General features: G+C 50.2%; 13 protein-coding genes and 1 pseudogene. 2 read left to right on the forward strand and 12 right to left on the reverse strand.

Annotation, left to right across the window (positions count from 1 at the left end):
- Nucleotides 1–275: 275 nt before the first annotated feature.
- The 11 genes and pseudogenes from DXD68_RS03840 to DXD68_RS03890 form a co-directional block, all read right to left on the reverse strand.
- Nucleotides 276–881: an RteC domain-containing protein gene (locus DXD68_RS03840; RefSeq protein WP_004304269.1), complete on the reverse strand. Its 606-nt coding sequence runs from the start codon at nt 879–881 to the stop codon at nt 276–278.
- A 238-nt stretch (nt 882–1,119) separates the two neighbouring features.
- The gene (locus tag DXD68_RS03845) at nt 1,120–1,542 is read right to left on the reverse strand and encodes a dihydrofolate reductase family protein (protein WP_004291474.1); all 423 of its coding nucleotides are present in this window, start codon (nt 1,540–1,542) and stop codon (nt 1,120–1,122) included.
- 279 nt (nt 1,543–1,821) lie between these two features.
- A complete protein-coding gene (locus DXD68_RS03850; protein ID WP_004291471.1) occupies nt 1,822–3,144 on the reverse strand; it encodes a sigma-54-dependent transcriptional regulator in 1,323 nt (440 codons plus the stop codon).
- Nucleotides 3,137–5,455, reverse strand: coding sequence for an ATP-binding protein (locus tag DXD68_RS03855; protein WP_122360329.1), 2,319 nt, complete (start codon nt 5,453–5,455; stop codon nt 3,137–3,139). The genes DXD68_RS03850 and DXD68_RS03855 overlap by 8 nt, the downstream gene beginning before the upstream one ends.
- Nucleotides 5,455–7,380 carry a tetracycline resistance ribosomal protection protein Tet(Q) gene (gene tet(Q), locus DXD68_RS03860; RefSeq protein ID WP_004291466.1) on the reverse strand — a complete coding sequence of 642 codons (1,926 nt, stop codon included), beginning with the start codon at nt 7,378–7,380 and terminating at the stop codon, nt 5,455–5,457. Before tet(Q) ends, DXD68_RS03855 begins: the two co-directional genes overlap by 1 nt.
- 657 nt (nt 7,381–8,037) lie before the next feature.
- The gene (locus DXD68_RS03865; RefSeq protein WP_004291462.1) at nt 8,038–13,854 is read right to left on the reverse strand and encodes an N-6 DNA methylase; all 5,817 of its coding nucleotides are present in this window, start codon (nt 13,852–13,854) and stop codon (nt 8,038–8,040) included.
- Entirely contained in the window at nt 13,844–14,431 is a 588-nt protein-coding gene (locus DXD68_RS03870) for a DUF1896 domain-containing protein (protein ID WP_004291461.1), read from the reverse strand. Before DXD68_RS03870 ends, DXD68_RS03865 begins: the two co-directional genes overlap by 11 nt.
- 27 nt (nt 14,432–14,458) lie before the next feature.
- A complete protein-coding gene (gene topB / locus DXD68_RS03875; protein ID WP_004291456.1) occupies nt 14,459–16,546 on the reverse strand; it encodes a type IA DNA topoisomerase in 2,088 nt (695 codons plus the stop codon).
- A gap of 60 nt (nt 16,547–16,606) precedes the next feature.
- Nucleotides 16,607–18,178 (reverse strand): annotated as a pseudogene (locus DXD68_RS03880) (DUF3945 domain-containing protein).
- 20 nt (nt 18,179–18,198) lie between these two features.
- Complete coding sequence (locus DXD68_RS03885) at nt 18,199–18,549, reverse strand: helix-turn-helix domain-containing protein (protein WP_004291454.1); 351 nt, start codon at nt 18,547–18,549, stop codon at nt 18,199–18,201.
- 3 nt (nt 18,550–18,552) lie between these two features.
- Nucleotides 18,553–18,915: a helix-turn-helix domain-containing protein gene (locus tag DXD68_RS03890; protein ID WP_004304264.1), complete on the reverse strand. Its 363-nt coding sequence runs from the start codon at nt 18,913–18,915 to the stop codon at nt 18,553–18,555.
- Between the two features lie 201 nt (nt 18,916–19,116).
- Between DXD68_RS03890 and DXD68_RS03900 the strand changes: the two genes are divergently transcribed.
- A complete protein-coding gene (locus tag DXD68_RS03900) occupies nt 19,117–19,416 on the forward strand; it encodes a helix-turn-helix domain-containing protein (RefSeq protein ID WP_004291426.1) in 300 nt (99 codons plus the stop codon).
- 31 nt (nt 19,417–19,447) lie between these two features.
- Nucleotides 19,448–19,753 (forward strand): helix-turn-helix domain-containing protein, encoded by a 306-nt coding sequence (locus tag DXD68_RS03905; RefSeq protein ID WP_004291424.1) that lies wholly within the window; start codon nt 19,448–19,450, stop codon nt 19,751–19,753.
- Nucleotides 19,754–19,830: 77 nt separating this feature from the next.
- Here the strand turns inward: DXD68_RS03905 and DXD68_RS03910 are convergent, their stop codons facing one another.
- Nucleotides 19,831–20,193 carry a hypothetical protein gene (locus tag DXD68_RS03910; protein WP_004291423.1) on the reverse strand — a complete coding sequence of 121 codons (363 nt, stop codon included), beginning with the start codon at nt 20,191–20,193 and terminating at the stop codon, nt 19,831–19,833.
- Nucleotides 20,194–20,202 lie beyond the last annotated feature (9 nt).

Below are 20,202 nucleotides of genomic sequence, written 5' to 3' on the forward strand. Positions count from 1 at the left end.
ATCATATTTTTTTAATTGGCGAATTTTACAAAAAAAACGGGCTATTAAATGGCGATTTTTACAACCACAATCTTATGGAAGTTGTTTCATTGTTTTTAGTAATGATATATGTTCATACTATGATGACTCAATAATTTACCAGACATACGTTTCTGAAATTTGTCCTTATAGGAATGAAAAACTCACATATATTGTGCTAATTAATATATAATTAAATGAAAATAAAAAGACAGGATACGAGTATTCCTGTCTTCTCATATGTAATGGATATTTTTTTATTTTCTCATCCGCTCCAACTCCTCATCACGCAACATTCTCTCGTTCAGTTTTTCCTGCATCCTGTCAATGAAATAGGTGCGGCTTTCGTTCTTCCGGCGTTTGATATCAGTGTAGAAGCGGTAGCAGTCTTTAGAATCAACCCCGAATATCTTATAGAGAAGTGGGGCGAGCTGTTTGAGCGGCATATTGCCGTTGTTGATGCAGCCCATCACGTCTATGCCGTAGATAAGTTCCACGAGGTCGATGGCATTGCCCGTCCATTGAAGAAGGCTGGCGGTGGTTTCTGTTGCGTTGTTGGCGGATATTAGTGGTGGCACTTGGGGCGTGGCAAGGAATTTCTGCATCTTTCTTACGAAAGACAGAGCCTTGCTGACGTAGGCGGCAATCTCTCTTTTTTCTTCTGACAGATTACGTACGGGATGGTGCTGCAACTCGATTTCGATGTAGGCAAGCGCGATGACGGTAAGGTTCATGTCCATGCCGCCGTTGCACAGTTCGATCACTTGGGTGGCGAAAGCCGTGTATGCCGTTTCCATATTGCAGTCGCCGGCTTCGTTTATCAGGCGGAAAAAGTCGGTTTCCGCCAGCAAGAAATAATTCATGGTTCTGTCAATTTTGAAAATTACACTTTGTTTTCTGCGTGCGCACATGAATATAATTGGCAAAAAACGCGGCAGAAAATAAAAAATCCAACACTCAATTTTACAAAGTGCTGGATTTCAGAGGTATAAAATTCAGTATTTTTTCACAAGGACAAATTATCTCCGACTTAAATTGTTTGTAATCGGAACATTTATTCTATTCCTGAAAATAGAAATGTATGCTTGCCGCACATTTTGGCTATCTTGCTTTTTTATCAAGGATATAGATAATGCGACATACACCGTTGGGATAGCTTTTCAAAGAGGAAAGCGTCCAGTGTTGCTCTGGCAGAGCCGACTTAAAAAAATGTCGTCCGCTTCCGGATATGAAAGGAACGGTGTATAGTATGATTTCATCCACAGCGTGCATCCGCAGCAGTCCGTTTATATAGTCTGCCGTGTCCGGTGTGGCTTCCGCGAGGTAACGGATGTTTGTGCAGTCTTTTCTCCATTCGTGCAGCATTGAAATGGAATAGTCCGGTGTCACACGGTAAAAGGCTTTCTTCCTGATTTCATCAAGACCGCAACGGTCAAGGCACAAATCCTGATGTGCTTTATCATATAACTCTGAAGAAAGACATCCGTCCATCGTCAGTACGGCGAGAATCTGAACTTTACCCATAATCGTTTCCTTTCGTTAGGCAAGGGTAAAAAAGTAGCGTGCAATTCACACTACCTTCAAGCGATGGCTCTGGTAAAGCCTTTACGGAGAGTACGTGAATGCACGCTATGCGTAAGCATAGCATAAGCATCACGCAATCGTCTCCGTAGTTCCAATTTACCAGATTTTCGCTTGAAACGCCTTGCGGTCTTATCCTATATGTTGGCGGCGAAAAGCTCCTGCCAATCGCCGTTTTTCTCAAATGTTATGCAAAGATAGCCAAATTCAGTGAATTACGGGCTATGATTGCTTGAATTTATATTTAAGTCCATACTCTTCAAGTTTGCTGTATAGTGTTGTCCTGCCTATGCCGAGCAGTTCTGCGGCGACACTCCGGTTGCCGTTTGCCTGTTTCAACGCACGCAATATCCGCTCCTTATCCTCCGCGTCATTGCGCAAGGCGAAGCTGACAGTAGAGGTCGGTTTCGTCACGGCAAGTTCCAGATGCTCTTTCATGACAACACCTTCCTGCGCCTGCAATACAGCACCCATAACTTTCTGCCGAAGTTCCCGCACGTTGCCCGGCCATGCGTGTGTCAGCAACGCTTTACGTGCTTCGGAACTGAACCCGCTCACGCTACACTCCAGCTCTCTGTTTGCCATATCACGGAAGAACTCTGCCAGCGGCATAATGTCTTCTTGACAGTCACGCAACGGAGGAACGGTTATCCCGAAGTCGTGCAGGCGGTACAGAAGATCCTGCCGAAAACGCTTTTCATTCACCGATACCTCCAAATCTTCATTGGTAGCAGCGATGATGCGGACATTGAAATTCCGGTCTGCCTTGTCTCCGACCGGGCGATACCGCCTCTCCTGTATGGCACGGAGCAACATCTGTTGGGTTTCCAACGCGAGGTTTCCTACCTCGTCCAGAAACAACGTGCCGCCTTCCGCCTCATGGAAATATCCTTTCTTGGCATTGTCCGCACCTGTAAATGCACCTTTGACGTGTCCGAAGAAAGCCGACGGTGCAAGCTCTTTGGAGAGTGAACCGCAGTCCACCGCCACAAATGGCTTGCCTGCACGTTTGCTCTTGTCATGCAACAGGTGGGCAATATGCTCCTTGCCCGTGCCGTTCTCACCAAATATCATCACGCTCATATCGGTGGCGGCTACCAGCCTTATGCGGTGCATGATTTTCTGAAAGGCGGAACCTTCACGGGCGAATATAGGCATACGGCGTTGTCCTGCCTGACGTTCTTTCAGTATGGAACGGATCAGGGGGACAAGTTTATCCTCCACAAGCTGTTTGGGAATATAGTCTATCGAGCCGAGTTTCATGCTTTCCACGGCGGTATTAACTTCGGCGTAGTCGGTCATAATGATGAAGGGCTGCATCTTTCCCTCCTTTCGCATCCAGCACAAAAGGTCTATGCCACTGCCGTCAGGCAGACGCAGGTCGGCAACCACGATATCATTATCTGTTGCCTGTTGCAGATGTTTCTTCGCGGTTGAGAGGTGGTAAGCCTTCATATTGCGGTAGCCCTCCCGTGACAGCATATTGCAGACATATTCGCAATACACGATGTTGTCTTCCACCACAATTATTTTTGTCTTATTCATCTTCGTATTTTCTCCTTTCCTCTTCTGCCAACCGTATTATTTCCACTCTCTTATCCAGCACGGCAGTCACGGCATGGCTTAACGCTTCACCATCCGGGAGAGCATCGCCACGAAGCAATCCGTAAAGTACATTCAGCGGTTGGTCGGCACGGAGCACCTCCCACGAACTGCGCAGGTGGTGGATCAGGGAATCCAGCTTTTGCAGGTCTTTTTCTTTTGCTGCATCCCGTACCGCCTGCATTTCCTTTTCTGTTTCAGTTATCAACTTTTCCAGCATGACGGCTTCATTGCCATAGGACAATAAGGCGGAAAAGTCCGGTTTCCCGTCCGGTGTCGCTTTTATGGCACACCTGTCGGAAACCTCCATCAGTTCCGATATGGAGAACGGTTTGAACAGGCATCCGGCAAAGCCTTTTGCCAATAGTTCCCCTTTGTTACAACTGCCCGAAGCGGTTGCCACAACCACCGGGATTGTTGGTGAATTGCCCACGTTGGACGAACGCAACAGTTCCAGCAATTCGAAACCGTTTATATCGGGCATATTCAAGTCTGTCAGCAACAGGCTGTATTCTTTCTGGCGTATCATTTCCATCAGTGCCGCAGCATCGGTGCAAGTGTCGCAGTGTATTCCTTCTTGGGAATACATCTCTTTCAGCATCAGAAGTAATACCTCATCATTGTCAATGGCGACAACATCATGGAATTTATTGTTATGATAAACAGGTGTATTGCTTGTATATCCAAGCTGTTCTTCAGCTTCCTGCATAGAAATTTCAACTGTGAAACGACTGCCTTTCCCTTTCTTGCTGTCTAAACGGATTGTTCCGCCAAGCATCGACACAATATTACGCATTATGGCAAGCCCAAGCCCGAAACCCTCCTTTGCGGCGGCATTTGATAGACGTTCAAACGCACCGAACGCTTGTTTCTGTTCCTCTTCTGTCATGCCTGTACCTGTATCTTCAACGACCAGTGTCAGAACTCCATTATCATATTCAGTAATCAAAGAAACACCGCCTTCTTCTGTGAACTTGACAGCGTTTGACAGCAGGTTATTCCCGATTTGTATTATTCGCTCTTTGTCGGTCAATACAATGGCATCGTGTCCAGTCTTCACGGACAAGGACAGCCCTTTGTTCACGGCAACAGGCATGAACTCCGTTTCAAGTGTGTGCGTGATTGCTGAAATCCGGCAGGGTGACAGACGGGGCTGTTCCTTGCCGTTGTCCAGGCGGAAGAAGTCAAGCAAAGTGTTAAGCATATCCCGCATACGGTCGGAGGATTGCAGTATGTTTTGGATATACTGCCCGGACTTATCCTCACACTGTTCTTTCCGTATCAGTCCGGCATAGCCTGTTATTGCTGTCAGCGGTGTGCGCAGTTCATGGGTGATAGTATGTACCGCCTTCTTCCTTGACGTTATCAGTGCCTCGTTCCGTTGTACGGATTGTTCCAGTTGCCTTATCAAATCAGTTGTCTTGTGCTTGTATTGTTTAATGCTTTTTGCATCACGATGTATGATGATGTAGGAAATTAACAACAATAGAAGAACGAATCCCATTAAACCGCCTACTTGCATAAATGACTTTTCACGCATGGCAACTATTTCGTTTTCCCGGCTTTGCAGTTCGGTTTGTACCTTTTCTTCTATTTGGCAAATCAATTCTTGCAGTTGTCTGTTAAGTTCTGCATTACGAGCTGCAAGGCTGTCGGCTTGTTCCGACAATTGGCGATCCTGCACTTTCTGTTCGCTGATTACGTTTCTATTGACCGAATGAAGGATAGTGGTTGATACTGCTGGAGTTACTTCCTTTTTTTTGCCGAATATGCCTAAGAAACCTTTTCGTTTTGGCTTTTTGGACTGTTCCTGCACACTTTTCTGTACAATAACCGGAATTTGATTGGCTATCTTCTTGTTAATAGATTGTTGTTCATCCATTAACCGGACTATCTGGAACATCTGTCGTTCCTTATCCTCTAAAAGACTGCGCACACTATCGATGCGCTCTGCTGGATAGGTGGCCTTGAAACGGCAGAGCATACTGTCCATTGCCATACGCCGTGCATGGTAATGCTCGATATCTTTATCGTTCCATTCCAGTATTGTTTCACCCAATAGAGAAAATTTTATCATTTGAATATTGATATTGTTTATTTCTTTTCGGAGCTCGTCTATTTTTTTATTGCCAAGTTCTAATGCTTCTATCTCCTGCCATTCATAGAGGCTATTATATGCCATACATCCGATAAGAATGGAGATAAGTATATATCCCAACCGTATTGCCTTATAGAAATTTCCTGACCGCTCCATTATTTTAATGACATTGATTTTTGGAACATGAATAAAAGTTTATCTTTTTCGTTCATGCGGATATTATCAGAATAACCGTCTTTTGTTATTTGATACCCACATGGCTTAACCATAAAAATGCCTAAGCCCTTAGTGTACGAACTTACTTCTGAGGCATAGTCTTTACTTGTATTTAATGGAACTTTCCCTTTAATATGACACCACTCATTATTACAACTGATGTCTTCAATCTCAGACATCAGTTTTTGCAAATCTGTAATAGCTTTGGAACTCGCTACTTGGGGTATCTGCAACTCAAAACAGAGCATCGGTTCGAGAATGTCCACACCTGACTGTTGCAAAGCCAGCCTGAAGACATAAGGGGTCAGCTGTCTGAAATCAGCAGGTGTACTTACCGGGCTATAATACTCGGCTTGAGTAAAAGTTACTTTCAGATCTGTCACTTCCCATCCATGTAAACCAGATTGGCAAGACATACGAATCCCTTCAAAAACGGCATTTTGAAAAGAATGGTTCAGATAACCATAGGAGATGTCACTTTCGATTTGCAACCCTGCCCCTAACGGTAAGGGTTCAAGAGTCAGCCCTATTGTGGCCCAGTAAGGGTTGGGTGGTACTTCGATCTGAATAATCTTATTGACCTTTTTTATAGGTCGTTCTTTGTAGATAGTCTTGATCTCATCAAAATGGACCTTTACGGAAAATCGTTCTTCCAGCAATGTCTGTATGATTTCCTTTTGGGTCAAACCATATAACGAGATTTCCAATTCATCACTATATGAGTTTATGGAAAAGGACAAAGACGGGTCTTCAATCCACAATGTATTCAGAGCGGATATCACCTTGCTTCTCTCTTCGGGCTTATTTGGCCGGACGGAGGATTTGAGAGCGGGATGCTGATGAGATAATCCTTGAATCAAACAAGGTTTAGCACCTAAATAATCTCCGATTCGAAAATCTTCTATATCTTCTACAATCGCGATATCATTGGCACCCACTTCATCAACATTTATCTCTCTGCCCTGATAAATAGTCTTTAGATTTTTAATCTTGATGAATTTTTCCGAATCGTTGATTCTTACAACGTCTCGAAGTCTCAGACTTCCGTCAATTATTTTAAGAAAACTTCTTTTATGCCCTTTGGGGTCATGCTCTATCTTATAGAGATAAGCTGAAAGTCTGTTTGAGACTGATGCCGGAGGAAGTATAAAAGAAGAAATGGCGTCCAACAACTCATTGATACCGATATTGAACATTGCTGATCCATGTAGCACCGGATAGACTTTGGCTTTTGCCACAAGAGCGATTATCGTATTCCAATAATCAGCCGGTGAAATTTCGCTATCCGCCAAATATCGTTCTAATATATCGTCGTCATGGTTGCATACAAATTCTTTGTATTCTTCCTTTATATATGTTTGGGAGCAAACCGGATAAACCGATCCATCGACAACAGTTTGCATAAACAGGACATCTTGCGACAGATTTGTTTTTATATCCATATACAAACGCTCCAAATTCACACCGGCACGGTCAATCTTATTGATAAATATAATTGTCGGGATTTGCAGCTTTTGTAAAGTACTGAACAGCAACTTTGTCTGCGCTTGTATGCCTTCCTTTGCGGATAAGATGAGGACTGCTCCATCAAGCATTTTGAATGTCCGCTCCACTTCCGCAATAAAATCCATGTGTCCCGGAGTGTCAATGATATTGCATTTCACTCCATTCCAGATAATAGATGTCGTAGAAGCCCGGACAGTAATTCCTCTACGTTTCTCTATATCCATAGAGTCCGTTATGGTGTCACCATTATCCACACGGCCGCACTTTTCCGTTGCTCCACTGGCAAACAGCAGATTCTCGGTTACGGAAGTTTTTCCTGCATCAATGTGAGCAAGAATTCCTAAATTTATAATATTCATTTGGATTAAGCAATAATATACTACAGTAGATGCATTGTCGAAACGCACCTTTTAATACCTCCTCGTAGCATATGAGAACTACAGGATTACTAACTCGTATTAATATGTATATTATTACTGCCGCATAACGATTACAAAATTACACAAAAAAATATATCTAACAAAAGTGGGAGGATTTTTTAACTTTTTACCATAGACATTTTATTAGGGAAGCGTAGGTTCAACTGGCAAGTACAAATAAGTAGAAATGTTTGAACAACACCGTTTTAGGAAGTTGAAAAATCAAGTTTCTCTCTCGGTATAGCGTTTATTTTGGCCAATATCTTCTTTAGTTTAGCATTTGTGTATTTCCCATTCGTGTTCTATTTAGCTCCTTATTATGAGTATGTAGCAAGTTACTTATCAAATTCAGCCTCTTTGAGGGTCAAATATGGTTTTGCAAATGGTGACTGACAAGACATAAACAAGGTCAGCAGGAATTTTTTACATAAATGGACATGAATGTATATAACCTAAAATAAGAATAAATTTTAATAAGGGCTGCCCAAAAAGAAAAAAATGCAGTTGCCATCCTATAGATACTTGCAGAAAGGATAAAATTTACTTTTAGACCTTTTGGGATAGCCCTTATTAATACTTCAGATAAAATTCCTTAGGTTATATTTTCAATCCTTTGGACCGGGTTTCCTCCTTGGCATACAGTCCCGGACGCCCGATTATGACATGGTTGGCAACGATACTATCCGCCGGACTGCGTATCTGCGGCGGTGCATTTTCGGGATATTGCGCCTGCCTGTTCCTCACATCTTCCGCTTCCGGCTTGAGCTGTTGCCCTTCATTCTCCTTTTCTGCGACTTCGGGCGTGGGTGGCGCAAGCTCCAGCTGAATTTTTCGGTCAAGGGCGGCAAGTTCGGACTTCAACTGCTTCAGCTCGTCCTCCTTCTTCCACACCTTACCCGCTATCTCCTGTAACTGCGGTATCTCCATCTCCAGCACCTCGTTCTTCGCCTTGTACTGGTCGATGATGGAGGGTATCCTCTCCATCGCGTTGAGGAAGTTGCGGGCGGCGGCCAACGGGTCAGCCATCGCCAGATGCCCGTTGTTGTAGGTGTACTTGTAGTTCCCCTCGACCACGAAGCGGTTGTCGGTGAACTCCAATCCCTCTTTGAGTATCCTTTCGCTCACCACCTTTATCGGAAAACCGTAAAGTTCACCGACCTGCGTGTACAACCCTCCGGTCGTGGCATTCTTGGCTATCTCCTGCAAACGCTTTCCGATGACCTTCTCATCGGCGGAATCCACTCCGTCCACCTTTATTATATTAAGGCGGTTGCCCTCCTTGTCGGTCTGCACCACCGACAGGAAGCGGTTCCAGTCCTCCGTCATGGCATCTATGAAAGCCGTGTTGTTGCGCAACTCGCCGGTCTTTGACTCCAGCTTGAACTCCGAATCACGCTTGCCCTTGTTGAACGACTTGCGTTCCCCTTCGAGCGATGCGATCCGCTTTTCCAGTTTCGCCTTGTCCAACAGGTCGGTATTGCCGGAGAGCAACGCCATGTATTCCGAGAAATTCATGCCCGATTTTTCGTCCATTGCCCCCTCGTCGATGGTACGCGCACCCATCGCACCGCTTTTGAGCTGGCTTATGAAAGTCTGCTTGCAGTGCAGGAGGTTGAACTTGTAGCTGTCCAGTGACTTCTCCACCGCGTAGATGATTACATCCACGTTGTTCCCGGCGAAATGTTTGGCAATCTCATTACCTGCCCTAACTCCGCGTCCGTCACGCTGTTGCAAGTCGGACGGTCGCCACGGCGTATCGAGATGATGGATAGCCACACACCGTTTCTGGGCGTTCACACCCGTTCCGAGCATAGAGGTAGAGCCGAACAGCACACGCACCGTCCCGGCGTTCATGGCGTCTATCACCGCCTTCCGCGCCTTGTCGGTCTTGCACTCCTGAATGAAGCGCACCTCGCTTGGCGGTATACCGTAGTCCTCCGTCAGTTTGCGCTTGATTTCCGAATAGACGTTCCACCCGTCGCCCGGCTGGTATGTCCCCAAATCAGAGAAAACGAACTGCGTGCCTTTCTGGGCGTCGTATTTTTGATAATACTCCGCGATCATCTTGGCACAGTGACTCGCTTTGTTGTCGGGATGATCTTCGTAATTCGGGTCTATCATGCGCATGTCGAGTGCCATTTTCCGGGCATAGTCCGTGGCGATGAGCATCTTCGCCTTTTCTTCCGTTTCCGAAAGCGGCAGCCTGCCCAACAAGGTGGCATCGCCCGTCTTGGCGAACTGCATCAGTTTCTGTATGAAGTCCTCCTGTTCCGGCGTGGGCGGTATATGGTGCAGTATCTCGTTCTTGGCAGGACGGTCAACGCCCACATCCTCCGCCGTGCGGTAGTCCGTGATTTCATTATAGAAGGCGGCAAGCTCCGGCACTTTGATGAAGTAGCGGAAACGCTCCTTCTGGACCACATTGTTCGTCACGTTAAATTCAAAATCCGTCGTCTTCTTGGCAAATATCGCCGCCCAAGCGTCGAAACACCTTATGTCCTGCCGTTCCAGCTCCTTCGGGCGCAGGTACTTGAACAGCAGGTACAATTCAGTCAGTGAGTTGCTGATAGTCGTGCCGGAGAGGAAGGTCGCACCCAAGTCTTTTCCTGTGCGCTCCTGTATGGTGCGTATGGCAAAGAGCATGTTAAGTGCCTTCTGGCTTCCCTCGCTGTTTCCCAATCCCGCCACACGGTCGTGGCGCGTGTTGAAAGTCAGATTCTTGAACTGGTGGCTCTCATCTATGAAGATGTGGTCGATGCCCATCTGCTTGAAATCCACCACGTCGTCCGTGCGTGACTTTATGGCGTGTTCCACCTTCTCCAGCTTCGCTTCAAGGTTGTGCTTGCGCTTCTCCAATCCTTTCAGCATCGCCCGCGACACGTTCTTTCCCTGCTGCCGTAGCACTTCGAGGTTTTCCTCCACCGTGTCAAGCTCTGCTTGCAGGATGCGCTGCTGCAATTCCGGCGACTGCGGTATCTTGCCGAACTGGTCGTGCGACATGATGACGCAATCGTAGTCGTTGTTCTTTATATTATTGAAGAAGCGCACACGGTTGGCGGTCGAAAAGTCCTTCTCCGAAGCGTACAGAATACGTGCGTTGGGATATGCCGCCTGATAGGTGGCTGCAATCTCCGCAACGTTGGCTTTCAGCCCGATAATCATCGGCTTGTGTGCCAAATTCAGACGCTTCATCTCATGCGCGGCGATGCACATTATCAGCGTCTTACCGGTTCCCACCTCGTGGTCGCAAATTCCGCCGCCGTTCTGTTTCAACATCCAGACGCAATCCATCTGTGAGGGATAGACGCTCTTGATACCCCGGCTTGCCAGCCCTTTCAGGTTGAGGTCGGGAAAGGTCTGATGGGAGCCGTCGTAGCGCGGGCGCACGAAACAGTTGAACTTGCGGTTATACATCGTCACAAGCCGCTCCTTGAACTGCGGCGACTGCTCTTCGAGCCATTCGGAGAAGCCGTTTCGTATCTCGTCAATCTTGGCGTTGGCGAGTTGTATTCCCTCGCTGTCGCGCATCTTGATGTCGTTGCCATGCTCGTCCTTGCCGATGGACTTCATCATGTCAGGGCAGGTGTTGTGCAGGGCGTGTTTTAGGAGGTGCATACCGTCATAGTTCCGGTAATACCCCTTCACCAGAAACTCGTCCGTGATTTTCATGGTGCGGTAGCCGCACACCACCGAAAACTCGTCCATGCTTGCGGAATAGGCGATTTTCACCTCCGTGTCGAACAGCCGGCTCATGTAGGCGGCATAGACACCCGTCGGAATCCAGCGTTCCCCGAAATTGAAGTCCAGATCCTCGAAGGCGATGCGCTGCGGCTCGGCATCTTTCAGAGCCTCCAACGCCTGCTTCACCTCCGGCATACGCTCATTTTCGGGATTGTCACCCATCCATGCCTCTATGCGTTCCGCTTTCTCTATGACATTTCCGGCGATGAAACGGTCTTTGATTTCGTAACCGGTCACGAGCGGATTGTAGTAGATGCGCCCTTGCAGGGCAGTGAGCAAATCCTCCGCCGTGCTGTCGGTTATCTCCCGCATATAGTCGAGATTGACCGTACCATATTTGTTGAGCGACGCAGACAGGGCTTCTTCGGGAGAGCCTACGTTGGCATGGCTCTCCACCGCGAAGGAAACAGGATGCTCGAAGATGTCCGCCTTGACGAACTTTCCGTTTTCCATCCGTTCCAGCGAAAGGATGTCGCGCCCGCCCGCATCCATCATCACTAACTTCACGTTCTGCTTGGCGTTGAGGTTGCCGTAGCGCATGACAAACTCATCGTAACAGGTATTCAGATGCTCTCGCCACGGAACATTTGCCTCGCGCCGGAGCGATTCATAACGGTACAGACGCTCGTAGGCGTCACGCAGCGACACATACAACAACGCCTTTTCCTTCTGGTATCCTTTCAGGTCGAGCGGCTGGAATGTCGCCCCGTATGGCGTGATGTCTTTCAGGTAGCCGATGTTATGACGCCCCCGGTCAGCCACCAGCGACCCTTCGCGCAGGTGCATCTCCGGCGTGCGGTGGTAGGCACGCGGAGAAAGGTCCACGACTTCCTCCTTCGGCTTTTCCGCTTCGATGTCGGGGAAAAGGAAAGTCCCCACCGCTTCCGATGGGGTATCTGTAACGGCAGGTGCGGCGACTGCCTCCGGCTGTGTTTCCTCCTGTCGTGGCTGCTCACGGGAAGTTTCCGGCACGGCTTTCACTTCCGTCTTTTCCGCCACTTGTTTCTCGTTATGCTGCCTTGCCAGTTCCCGAAGTTCTTTCCTACGCTCCGGCGTCAAACCCATCATCATTTCATAGAAACCGTTGATGGGAGGATTGGTATCCCAGTCCAGTGTGGCATAGATGTCGTCCGGGTCGGCAGGCTTGGCGGTGTTCTCCGCTTTCACCTCCTTATTCTCCATTGCGGGTTTTGCAGTTGGAGCTGTCGGTGTAACCGTGACTTTCGGTTTGGGCGGAGTGGACTTTGCCGTAACTGCCTTTTTCACCGTCTTTTTCTTTTTGGAGGTTTTCGGTTGGCTGACCTCTTCCGTCATCCCCCAGAGGTCAAGCAGGGTGAGCTGCACGCCTGCGGAATATTGCGGGCGCGGTTCTATCTCCGGCTTTTCATCTGCGGGTTGCGGCTTTTCTGTCGGAGTTTCCACCGTCTGCGCCGAGGATACTGTTTCCAATTTTATGGCAGGACGCTCTACTTTATTTTGAACGGCAACTTTTTCTTCCGTTCCTGCCTGCCGGATTGAACCCGAATACAAGCGCATGGCAAGCCTGTAATGGAAATCCTCGTCGAGCATACGGCGCAAATCCCCGGCGATGCCTGCTGCCTTGCCCTCGTGCAGATAAACCATAGCGGGCTTCCCGTAGGGGTCTGTGTCAAGTTTCGCCATCGTATGCACGATGCGTTCCGGGTGGTGGATGAAATAGGCGTTGTCGGTCAGGGCGGTTTTCGTGTCCGTCTGTATCACGGTCATCAGCCGCTCGTCCTGCGACATTTCCTTCTTGCTGAGGTTCTTTTGCAGGACAATCAGGTCACTGCCCACCTCCGTGCCCGCGTTGTCCGTGAACAGGTTGTTGGGCAGGCGTATCGCGGATACCAGATTGGCCTGACTGAACAGCTCGTTACGCACGGAGGTCTTGGTGCTATTCAATACCCCTTGCGAGGTGATGAACGCCACGATACCGCCGTCACGCACGGCATCCAGTCCTTTGAGAAAGAAATAGTTGTGGATGGTTTTCTGGGCGGAGCGTCTGCCGAAAGAGTCGCTCCGCTGAAACTCCGCGTCGAACACGGCAATGTCACCGAACGGAATGTTGGACACCGCCAAGTCGAAATAATTGTTGAACGGTCTTTCGATTTTCTCAAAACCGCAGGTGCGCATTTTCTGGTCGGGATAGAGATGCCTCAAGATTGTACCCGTGAGCAGATCCTTCTCGAAAGCCATCACATCCGCATTGGGGCTGTGCCGCAGCATGGAATCCACGAACACGCCGACACCTGCCGACGGTTCGAGCATACGGGCGGGGCGGACGCTGTAATCTGCCAGCACGTCCGCGATGGTGTCGGTTATCTCTTTGGGGGTGTAGAAAGCGGTCAGCACGGACGCTTTCAGCGAATCCACAAACCGCTTGTACTCTGTTTCGTCCTTGCTGTTCTCACGGATAAGCCTGTGCAGCTCCACCGTCGGGGCGAACAGTTCGAGGTCGGATTTCGCCCACCGGACGGCATCCGTCAGTTCCTTTGCAGGGTTGAGGATACATTTCAGACCGCCGAAACCGCAGTACCTTTGAAGTATGGCACGCTCTTCGGTTGTCGCTGTCCTATTTTCCCTGTCAAGGATGAATGCCGTCCGTATCGCCTCGATGTTGTCCCGCAGTTTCTGTTTGCGGTTAAACGCCATATTCGTCTAAGTAAAGGACGGTTGCTCCCGTCAGCTCCGTGTAGAGCAGGTCGTAATCGGAAGACAGGGCGAAATTGTCATCCGAGAGGTCATAGACGGAGAACACGTTGCCGACAAGCGGCAGCAGTTTCAGGACAAAGGCTTCACGCTTCTCTTCCGGCACTTCATCGGCAAACTCGTTTTCCACGACTTCGCGGAGGATGGCGTAACGGGAATAATGCAGCCCGCGCAGCAGCGTGTCCATCGCCAGTTCCTGCGCACCATCGGCGGGATAGCCTTCAAGCCGTGCCCTCTCATACGTTTCGGCGGCACGGTCGGCCCGTTCCCGTATGAAAGCGGTGTCGTCAGCCTGTTCAAACTTGTTCGTGCGGAGATAGTCCAGCAGGTACAGACCGTAATAGGAAAAGTCGGTCTGACCCTCGTTTTTCTTCTTGTTGTTCATTACTTTGGATTTAGCGGATTGATAATTAACGGGATAATCGGTTGGAAAAAGGAAGAAAAAGGCACTCGGTATCCCTCCGAGTGCCACCACTAAATCCAAAGTATGAGTGTAATCCGGTATCGAAGAACAATTCATTACTCTGAACAAGTGGCAAAGTTAATACTATTTCTTCCGTCCTGAAAATTTCTTGTCCTTTTTAGCCTCCGGGAACACAAAAGTCGTGTTATATTCCCCGTCAAAGGCGACAACAGCATCGAAACTCTTGCCCTGTTTGCTCTTGAACCCTTTGAGCAGCTTGGTATGCCCTTCGGTGAGCAGGTCTTTGATTTCATCGTCGGACAGGGTGCGTCCCGCTTTCAGCCGGAACACGGGCAGTCCGCACTCCGTGTTGTCGCAGCGTACCACCTTGCCGTAGAACCGCATCCTGCCCGTGCCACACTTGGGACACGCGCAGCCGGAGTCACGGCTGCCGAAGAGCTTGTCGCACGAGATCAGTTCGGAGGTTATCTCACGTGTGTACGCCTCTATCTCCTTGCGGAAGGTGTCGTCGGACAGTTCCCCGCGCTCGATACGCGCCAGCTCCTTTTCCCATTCGCCCGTCATGGCAACATCGGCGATGCGCATCGTCTTGACGACGGAATTGAGGGCAAGTCCTTTTTCGGTGGGAACAAGCGACTTCTTGCAGCGTTCCATGTAACCGCGCTTGAAAAGCGTTTCGATGATGGAGGCGCGTGTGGCGGGAGTACCGATGCCACAGTCCTTCATCGCCTGCCGCAGTGCGTCGTCCTCAATTTCCTTGCCCGCCGTTTCCATTGCCGAGAGCAGGGTGGCTTCGGTATGCAGCGGCTTGGGTTTGGTCTTTCCTTCGGTAATGGACGAGCCTTTCGGTGTCAGCGTGTCGCCTTCCTGCCAGCCGGGGATGGTAATTTCCTCTTTTTCCTCGCCATAGACGGCACGCCATCCGGTTTGCTTCACGACGCTGCCTTTTACGGTAAACTCCACTCCGGCACATTCCGCCGTGACAGTGGTCACATCCTTGACGCATTTCTCAGAGAATGCCTCGACCATGCGCCCGGCAATCATCTGATAGATGGTATTGTCCTCTTTGGAGAGGAAGAGCGGTTTCTCACCCGTGACGAGCAGGGCATGGTGGTCTGTCACCTTGCCGTCGTCCACGCTGCGGCGTGTCGGGGCGGCTTTTGCCCGCACCTTGTCTTTCCATTCGGGCTGTGTGCCGATGAAAGCGAGCAGTTTGGGAATTTCGGCAAACACGTCTTCGGGGATGTAGCGGCTTCCCGTTCTCGGATAGGTTATCAACTTCTTTTCGTAGAGTTTCTGCGCGATTTCAAGCGTCTGTTCCGCCGTGAAGCCGTGCTTGGCGTTGGCTTCTTTCTGGAGCGTGGTCAGGTCGTAGAGCAAGGGAGTTTCCTCCGTCTTCTCCTTGCGCTCGGCTTTCGTGACAGTGGCGCAACCTGCCGCCTTTACCTTATTATATAGTTCCATCGCCGGTTCTTTCTCTTTCCATTTCTCGGAGGATGAGAATTTCACGACTTCGCCGTCGCAACCGTCCGTTGCGATATGGAGCTGCCAGAATGCTTCGGACGTAAAGCGGCGGTTCTCCCAGTAGCGTTCACATACCATAGCCAACGTTGGTGTCTGCACCCGCCCCACGGAATACGTGCCGTGTCCGGCGGCGATGGATAACGCCTGTGTGCCGTTGATGCCCACGAGCCAGTCGGATTCGCTCCGCGCTTTGGCGGCGAGGTAGAGGTTGTCGTATTTGCTGCCGTCTTCGAGTTTCCGCAGTCCCTCGCGGATAGCTTTGTCGGTGAGAGAGCTGATCCACAGGCGCACGAAAGGAGTGGTGCAACCCGTATAGTGGTAGAGGTAGCGGAAGATAAGCTCTCCCTCGCGTCCGGCATCGGTCGCCACGATGATATGTTCGCTTGTGTCGAACAGTCTTTTGATGACTTTTATCTGCGACACCACGCCGCTGTCGGGCTTGTAACCTTTCTCCGTCCTGACCTGACGGGGGACGAGCGTGAATGTGTCGGGAATAATCGGGAGGTTGTCACGGACAAATCCGCGCACGCCGTAGCCGTCGGGCATGGCAAGCTGAACGAGGTGTCCGAATGCCCATGTCACGGCATAACCGCCTCCCTCGAAATATCCTTCCTCTCTCTTTGTCGCGCCCACGATGCGGGCGATTTCACGTGCCACGGAGGGCTTTTCTGCAATGATTGTCTTCATGTCTTCTTCTTTTTTGTTGATACTTTGGATTTTATTTTGGATTCAGTGGCGGACACGGGATTACATTTTCATGCCCTTGCCCGTTTTCTTCTGCGGCTTCTCCTGCTGCTGTTGCTGGCGGGCGTCCTTCGGGTTGGTCTGACCTTTCTGCAACGGCTCTCTCAGATTCTTTGTAGCCTCGTTGGTCTTGCCATCGTTGTTCACCGCCACCTGCGTGCGGCTCTCGTTGGACGGAGCAACCTGCTGTGCATTGTCAGGGTTCGTGTCGTAGCGGTACGGGCGTCCCTTCTCCGGGTTGAACTTGATATACATCGTGGCATGGAAGCCCTGCTTGTCGGTCACGTTCTCCAGCTTCACGGCTTTACCCGCCACATAGTCGGCTTTCTGCTGGTCGGTGAAGCTCACGCCGCTCCATTTGCTGATGGGGCGGATGCTGCCGTCCTCGTTCGTCCACGTGTTGCGGCGTTGCTCCTTCTTGGTCTGTGCGGCATTTTCCCCGCCCTGCGCCTGACTTTTCGATGTGTCGCCTTTGGTTTCCTGTGTCTGTGCGGTACGGGGCGACTTGCCGGTTCCCGGCACGAACTCCACGCCGCGCTGCTCCACGTTCACTTGCAGGGTGGTGACGAACTTTCTGCCGTCGTTGCGCTCGATGAGCTTGTCGCGTACGGGCAGTCCGGCGCGGAGCATGTCCCGCTCCTGCGTGGTGATTTCCGTCTTGCCGATGCGCTCCGGGATGCGCACCCTGCTTGCCGGAATGTCCGTGATTTCATTCGTCTTGCGGTCGATGCTGATGTAGGAGGGGATGATCTCGCCCGTTTCCCTGTCCACAATGTCCACGACCCTACCGAGATTGCCCGTTTCGCGGAGGTTCTTCCGGTCATTGTCGGAGAATTTGTGTTCCTTGTACTCATCCAGCTTCTGCTCCTTGCGGATGAAGTGCGGCACGAGGCTGATGTTTCCCTCACCGTCCTTCTTGAAGGAGAGGCGGGCGTCCAGCTCGAATGATTCGCCGCCGAAGGTCGGTTTGACCTTTACCAAGTCGGACTTGCCATAGTTGAGCATCTTCGTAAGGTCGCCGGACTTTTCAAGGTTGTCCCGCTTTACGCCCCATCTGTCCTCCAGCTCCTGCCAGTTGATTTTACTCTCGTCGATGGGCTGGTAGCCACGTTTGCCCTACATCTGTTCGGATTTGTCCTGTTGCTGTTCTTTCCGTTGTTCCATGTTCTCCTGTTTTTGAGGTTCTTGTTTCTCTGTCTGTTGTGCTGCCATCTCTTCCTGCACCTTCTTCTCATAGTCGGAGGTGTCCACCTTGTGAGGGGCGAGCAGCTCCTTGTTCGCTTCGGGGTCTTTCAGCAGTTGCTTCATCACCTCTAAGAGATTTTCAGCTTGGTCTGCCGCAATGCGGTAGAAACCGAAGCGGCTGGGTTCCTTGCACTGCCGGAAGAAGTTCTTGAAGAAGTTGTCCAGCACGTCGCCATGTCGGTCGAATTGCAGGAAACTCTGCGCGTTCTCCGCTTTTGCGGGGGTGCGCTTGGGTGTGCCGTCCGCGTTCAGCCCGGCTACCACGCTGATCTCGCCTGTCTTCTCGTCACGGACTACCAGCACGTCCTTTTCGTCTTTTTTCTTTGCCATCTGAAAAATGTTTTAATGGGTTATTTATGAAAGAAATTATGGATACGAGCCTTGTAGAAGGCTATATCTTCCTTTTTGAAGTCCTTGATATGGTTGGAAAGGAATGTCAGCACGTCCTCCTCGCTGTAATAGGTCTTCTTGCCCAGCGTCTTGTAGGGCAATGCGCCTACGCTGCGGTAGCGTTGGAGGGTGCGTTTGCTTATCTGGAGCAACATGCACAAATCCTGATTGTCGAAAAGGCGGATGCTTTCCGTGATAGTGGGCTGTTTCCCCTCAGCCTTCATCGCCAGCAGCAGTTCGTCCTGACGGTCGAGCCGTTCCATCAGCTTCTGCATCCAGCCCTCGAAGTTGTTTCGTGTGAGCAGTTCCATGACCTATGTCCTCCTTCCTTTTGGTTTGCCGCCCGTGCGCAGCGTGTGGTTGTGGAACAGGGTGTCTATTGTCCCTTCCTCGTTCCTTACTGTGTTGTCCTCCAATAGCCGCAGTATCTCGGAAAGGCGGTAGCGGCAGCTTCCGCGTACCACCACATACTCGATACGGTGGTCGGTGCGCATACGCTGCATGGTGCGCTTGCTCACGTTGAGCATCTTCGCCGCCTGTGCCGTGTCAAGCAGCTTGTCTTCGGTTTCCCGCTTCCGTTTCTTCTCGTCCCTTGCCTCGCGGATGTACCCTGCGATGTTCGCAATCTGCGCCATCATCTCCTTGTAGGCGGAACTTTCCATTGTTATCACTTTCATGTTCAGTCCTTTCTTTTTGTTTCTGCGACAAAATTCGGCAATAAACAAAAGGGGCTTTAACAACTCACTACGTGACTCACGTAAGATTTTTGCGGAAGATGGCTCCGTAACCCGGTCAAACGGCGCAACAGGCAGCCTTTCAGCGGAAAACGATACGTCTTGTATGCCGTTTCGTTACCTTTGCGGCAAACTCTAAATGACATGAATATGGAAATAGTATCTATCGAGAAAAAGACTTTCGAGATGATGGTGGCGGCATTCGGCGCACTCTCGGAGAAGGTCGCCGCCCTGAGGCGCAAAAGCGACACGGGGCGCATGGAAAGATGGCTCACGGGCGAGGAGGTCTGCGGGCAGTTGAGAATAAGCCCGCGCACGTTGCAGACGCTGCGTGACAGGCGGCTTATCGGCTACTCGCAGATAAACCGCAGGTTCTATTACAAGCCAGAGGAGGTGAAGCGGCTGATACCGCTTGTCGGCACGCTCTATCCGCACGGCAGATGATTTGATTTATTCACCCACTGAATCCGAAGTTATGATGAACGAGAACAACGATGTTTTTACGATGGAAGACGAGCCGATAGCCTCTGTGGTGCAGGATATGCGCAAAGGCTCGAAATGGCTGTCCGCATTTCTGGAAAGCTACCGTCCTCCGCTGGACGGGGAACGTTACCTGACGGACGGCGAGGTGTCGGAACTGCTCCGTGTGAGCCGGCGCACCTTGCAGGAATACCGCAACAACCGCGTGTTGCCCTTCATACTTTTGGGAGGGAAGGTGCTTTACCCGGAAACGGGGCTGCGCGGGGTACTGGAAGCGAACTACCGCAAGCCGCTGGAGTGAGGCGGTTTCATGAAAAAGTAAACGGGTGACACCTTTTGTGGTGCTACCCGTTTACTTGTCTTATGGGGTATGTGCAATCAGCAATACCCGGCTTTTCCGTTCTGTATGAACATCACGTATGTCTGCCGTTTCTCTTGTGAGAGTGCCTTTCCCACCAGCCATGTGCGGAACAGGTGGGTGTTGTAGGTATTCACCCTGAAAGCGACCGGGATGATGATTTCAAGGGCGTACACGTCCGCGTGCAGCCCGTTTTCAAGCTGCATGTAGCGGCACACCTCGTAGTCGTTCAGCACGTCCGACTTGCGGACGGCTCTGATGGCGGCGTTCACTGCCGGGACGGTCGTATGGAACAATCCGGCTATTTCGGTGGCGGTCATCCACACGTCGTTACCGGTTACGCTGACTGCCTTGTCCTCGATGATGATTGTGTCACGTTTCATGGCTTTTCT

The sequence above is a fragment of the Parabacteroides sp. TM07-1AC genome (genome assembly GCF_003480915.1).
Lineage (GTDB): Bacteria > Bacteroidota > Bacteroidia > Bacteroidales > Tannerellaceae > Parabacteroides > Parabacteroides chongii.

Excerpts from the sequence above, each read along its gene's own strand:
- DXD68_RS03850 (WP_004291471.1), bottom strand. The coding sequence starts at position 3,144 with ATGAATAAGACAAAAATAATTGTGGTGGAAGACAACATCGTGTATTGC.
- DXD68_RS03865 (WP_004291462.1), bottom strand. The coding sequence starts at position 13,854 with ATGGCGTTTAACCGCAAACAGAAACTGCGGGACAACATCGAGGCGATA.
- DXD68_RS03855 (WP_122360329.1), bottom strand. The coding sequence starts at position 5,455 with ATGGAGCGGTCAGGAAATTTCTATAAGGCAATACGGTTGGGATATATA.
- DXD68_RS03910 (WP_004291423.1), bottom strand. The coding sequence starts at position 20,193 with ATGAAACGTGACACAATCATCATCGAGGACAAGGCAGTCAGCGTAACC.
- topB (WP_004291456.1), bottom strand. The coding sequence starts at position 16,546 with ATGAAGACAATCATTGCAGAAAAGCCCTCCGTGGCACGTGAAATCGCC.
- DXD68_RS03890 (WP_004304264.1), bottom strand. The coding sequence starts at position 18,915 with ATGAAAGTGATAACAATGGAAAGTTCCGCCTACAAGGAGATGATGGCG.
- DXD68_RS03900 (WP_004291426.1), top strand. The coding sequence starts at position 19,117 with ATGAATATGGAAATAGTATCTATCGAGAAAAAGACTTTCGAGATGATG.
- DXD68_RS03845 (WP_004291474.1), bottom strand. The coding sequence starts at position 1,542 with ATGGGTAAAGTTCAGATTCTCGCCGTACTGACGATGGACGGATGTCTT.
- DXD68_RS03905 (WP_004291424.1), top strand. The coding sequence starts at position 19,448 with ATGATGAACGAGAACAACGATGTTTTTACGATGGAAGACGAGCCGATA.
- DXD68_RS03840 (WP_004304269.1), bottom strand. The coding sequence starts at position 881 with ATGAATTATTTCTTGCTGGCGGAAACCGACTTTTTCCGCCTGATAAAC.
- DXD68_RS03870 (WP_004291461.1), bottom strand. The coding sequence starts at position 14,431 with ATGAATTGTTCTTCGATACCGGATTACACTCATACTTTGGATTTAGTG.
- DXD68_RS03885 (WP_004291454.1), bottom strand. The coding sequence starts at position 18,549 with ATGGAACTGCTCACACGAAACAACTTCGAGGGCTGGATGCAGAAGCTG.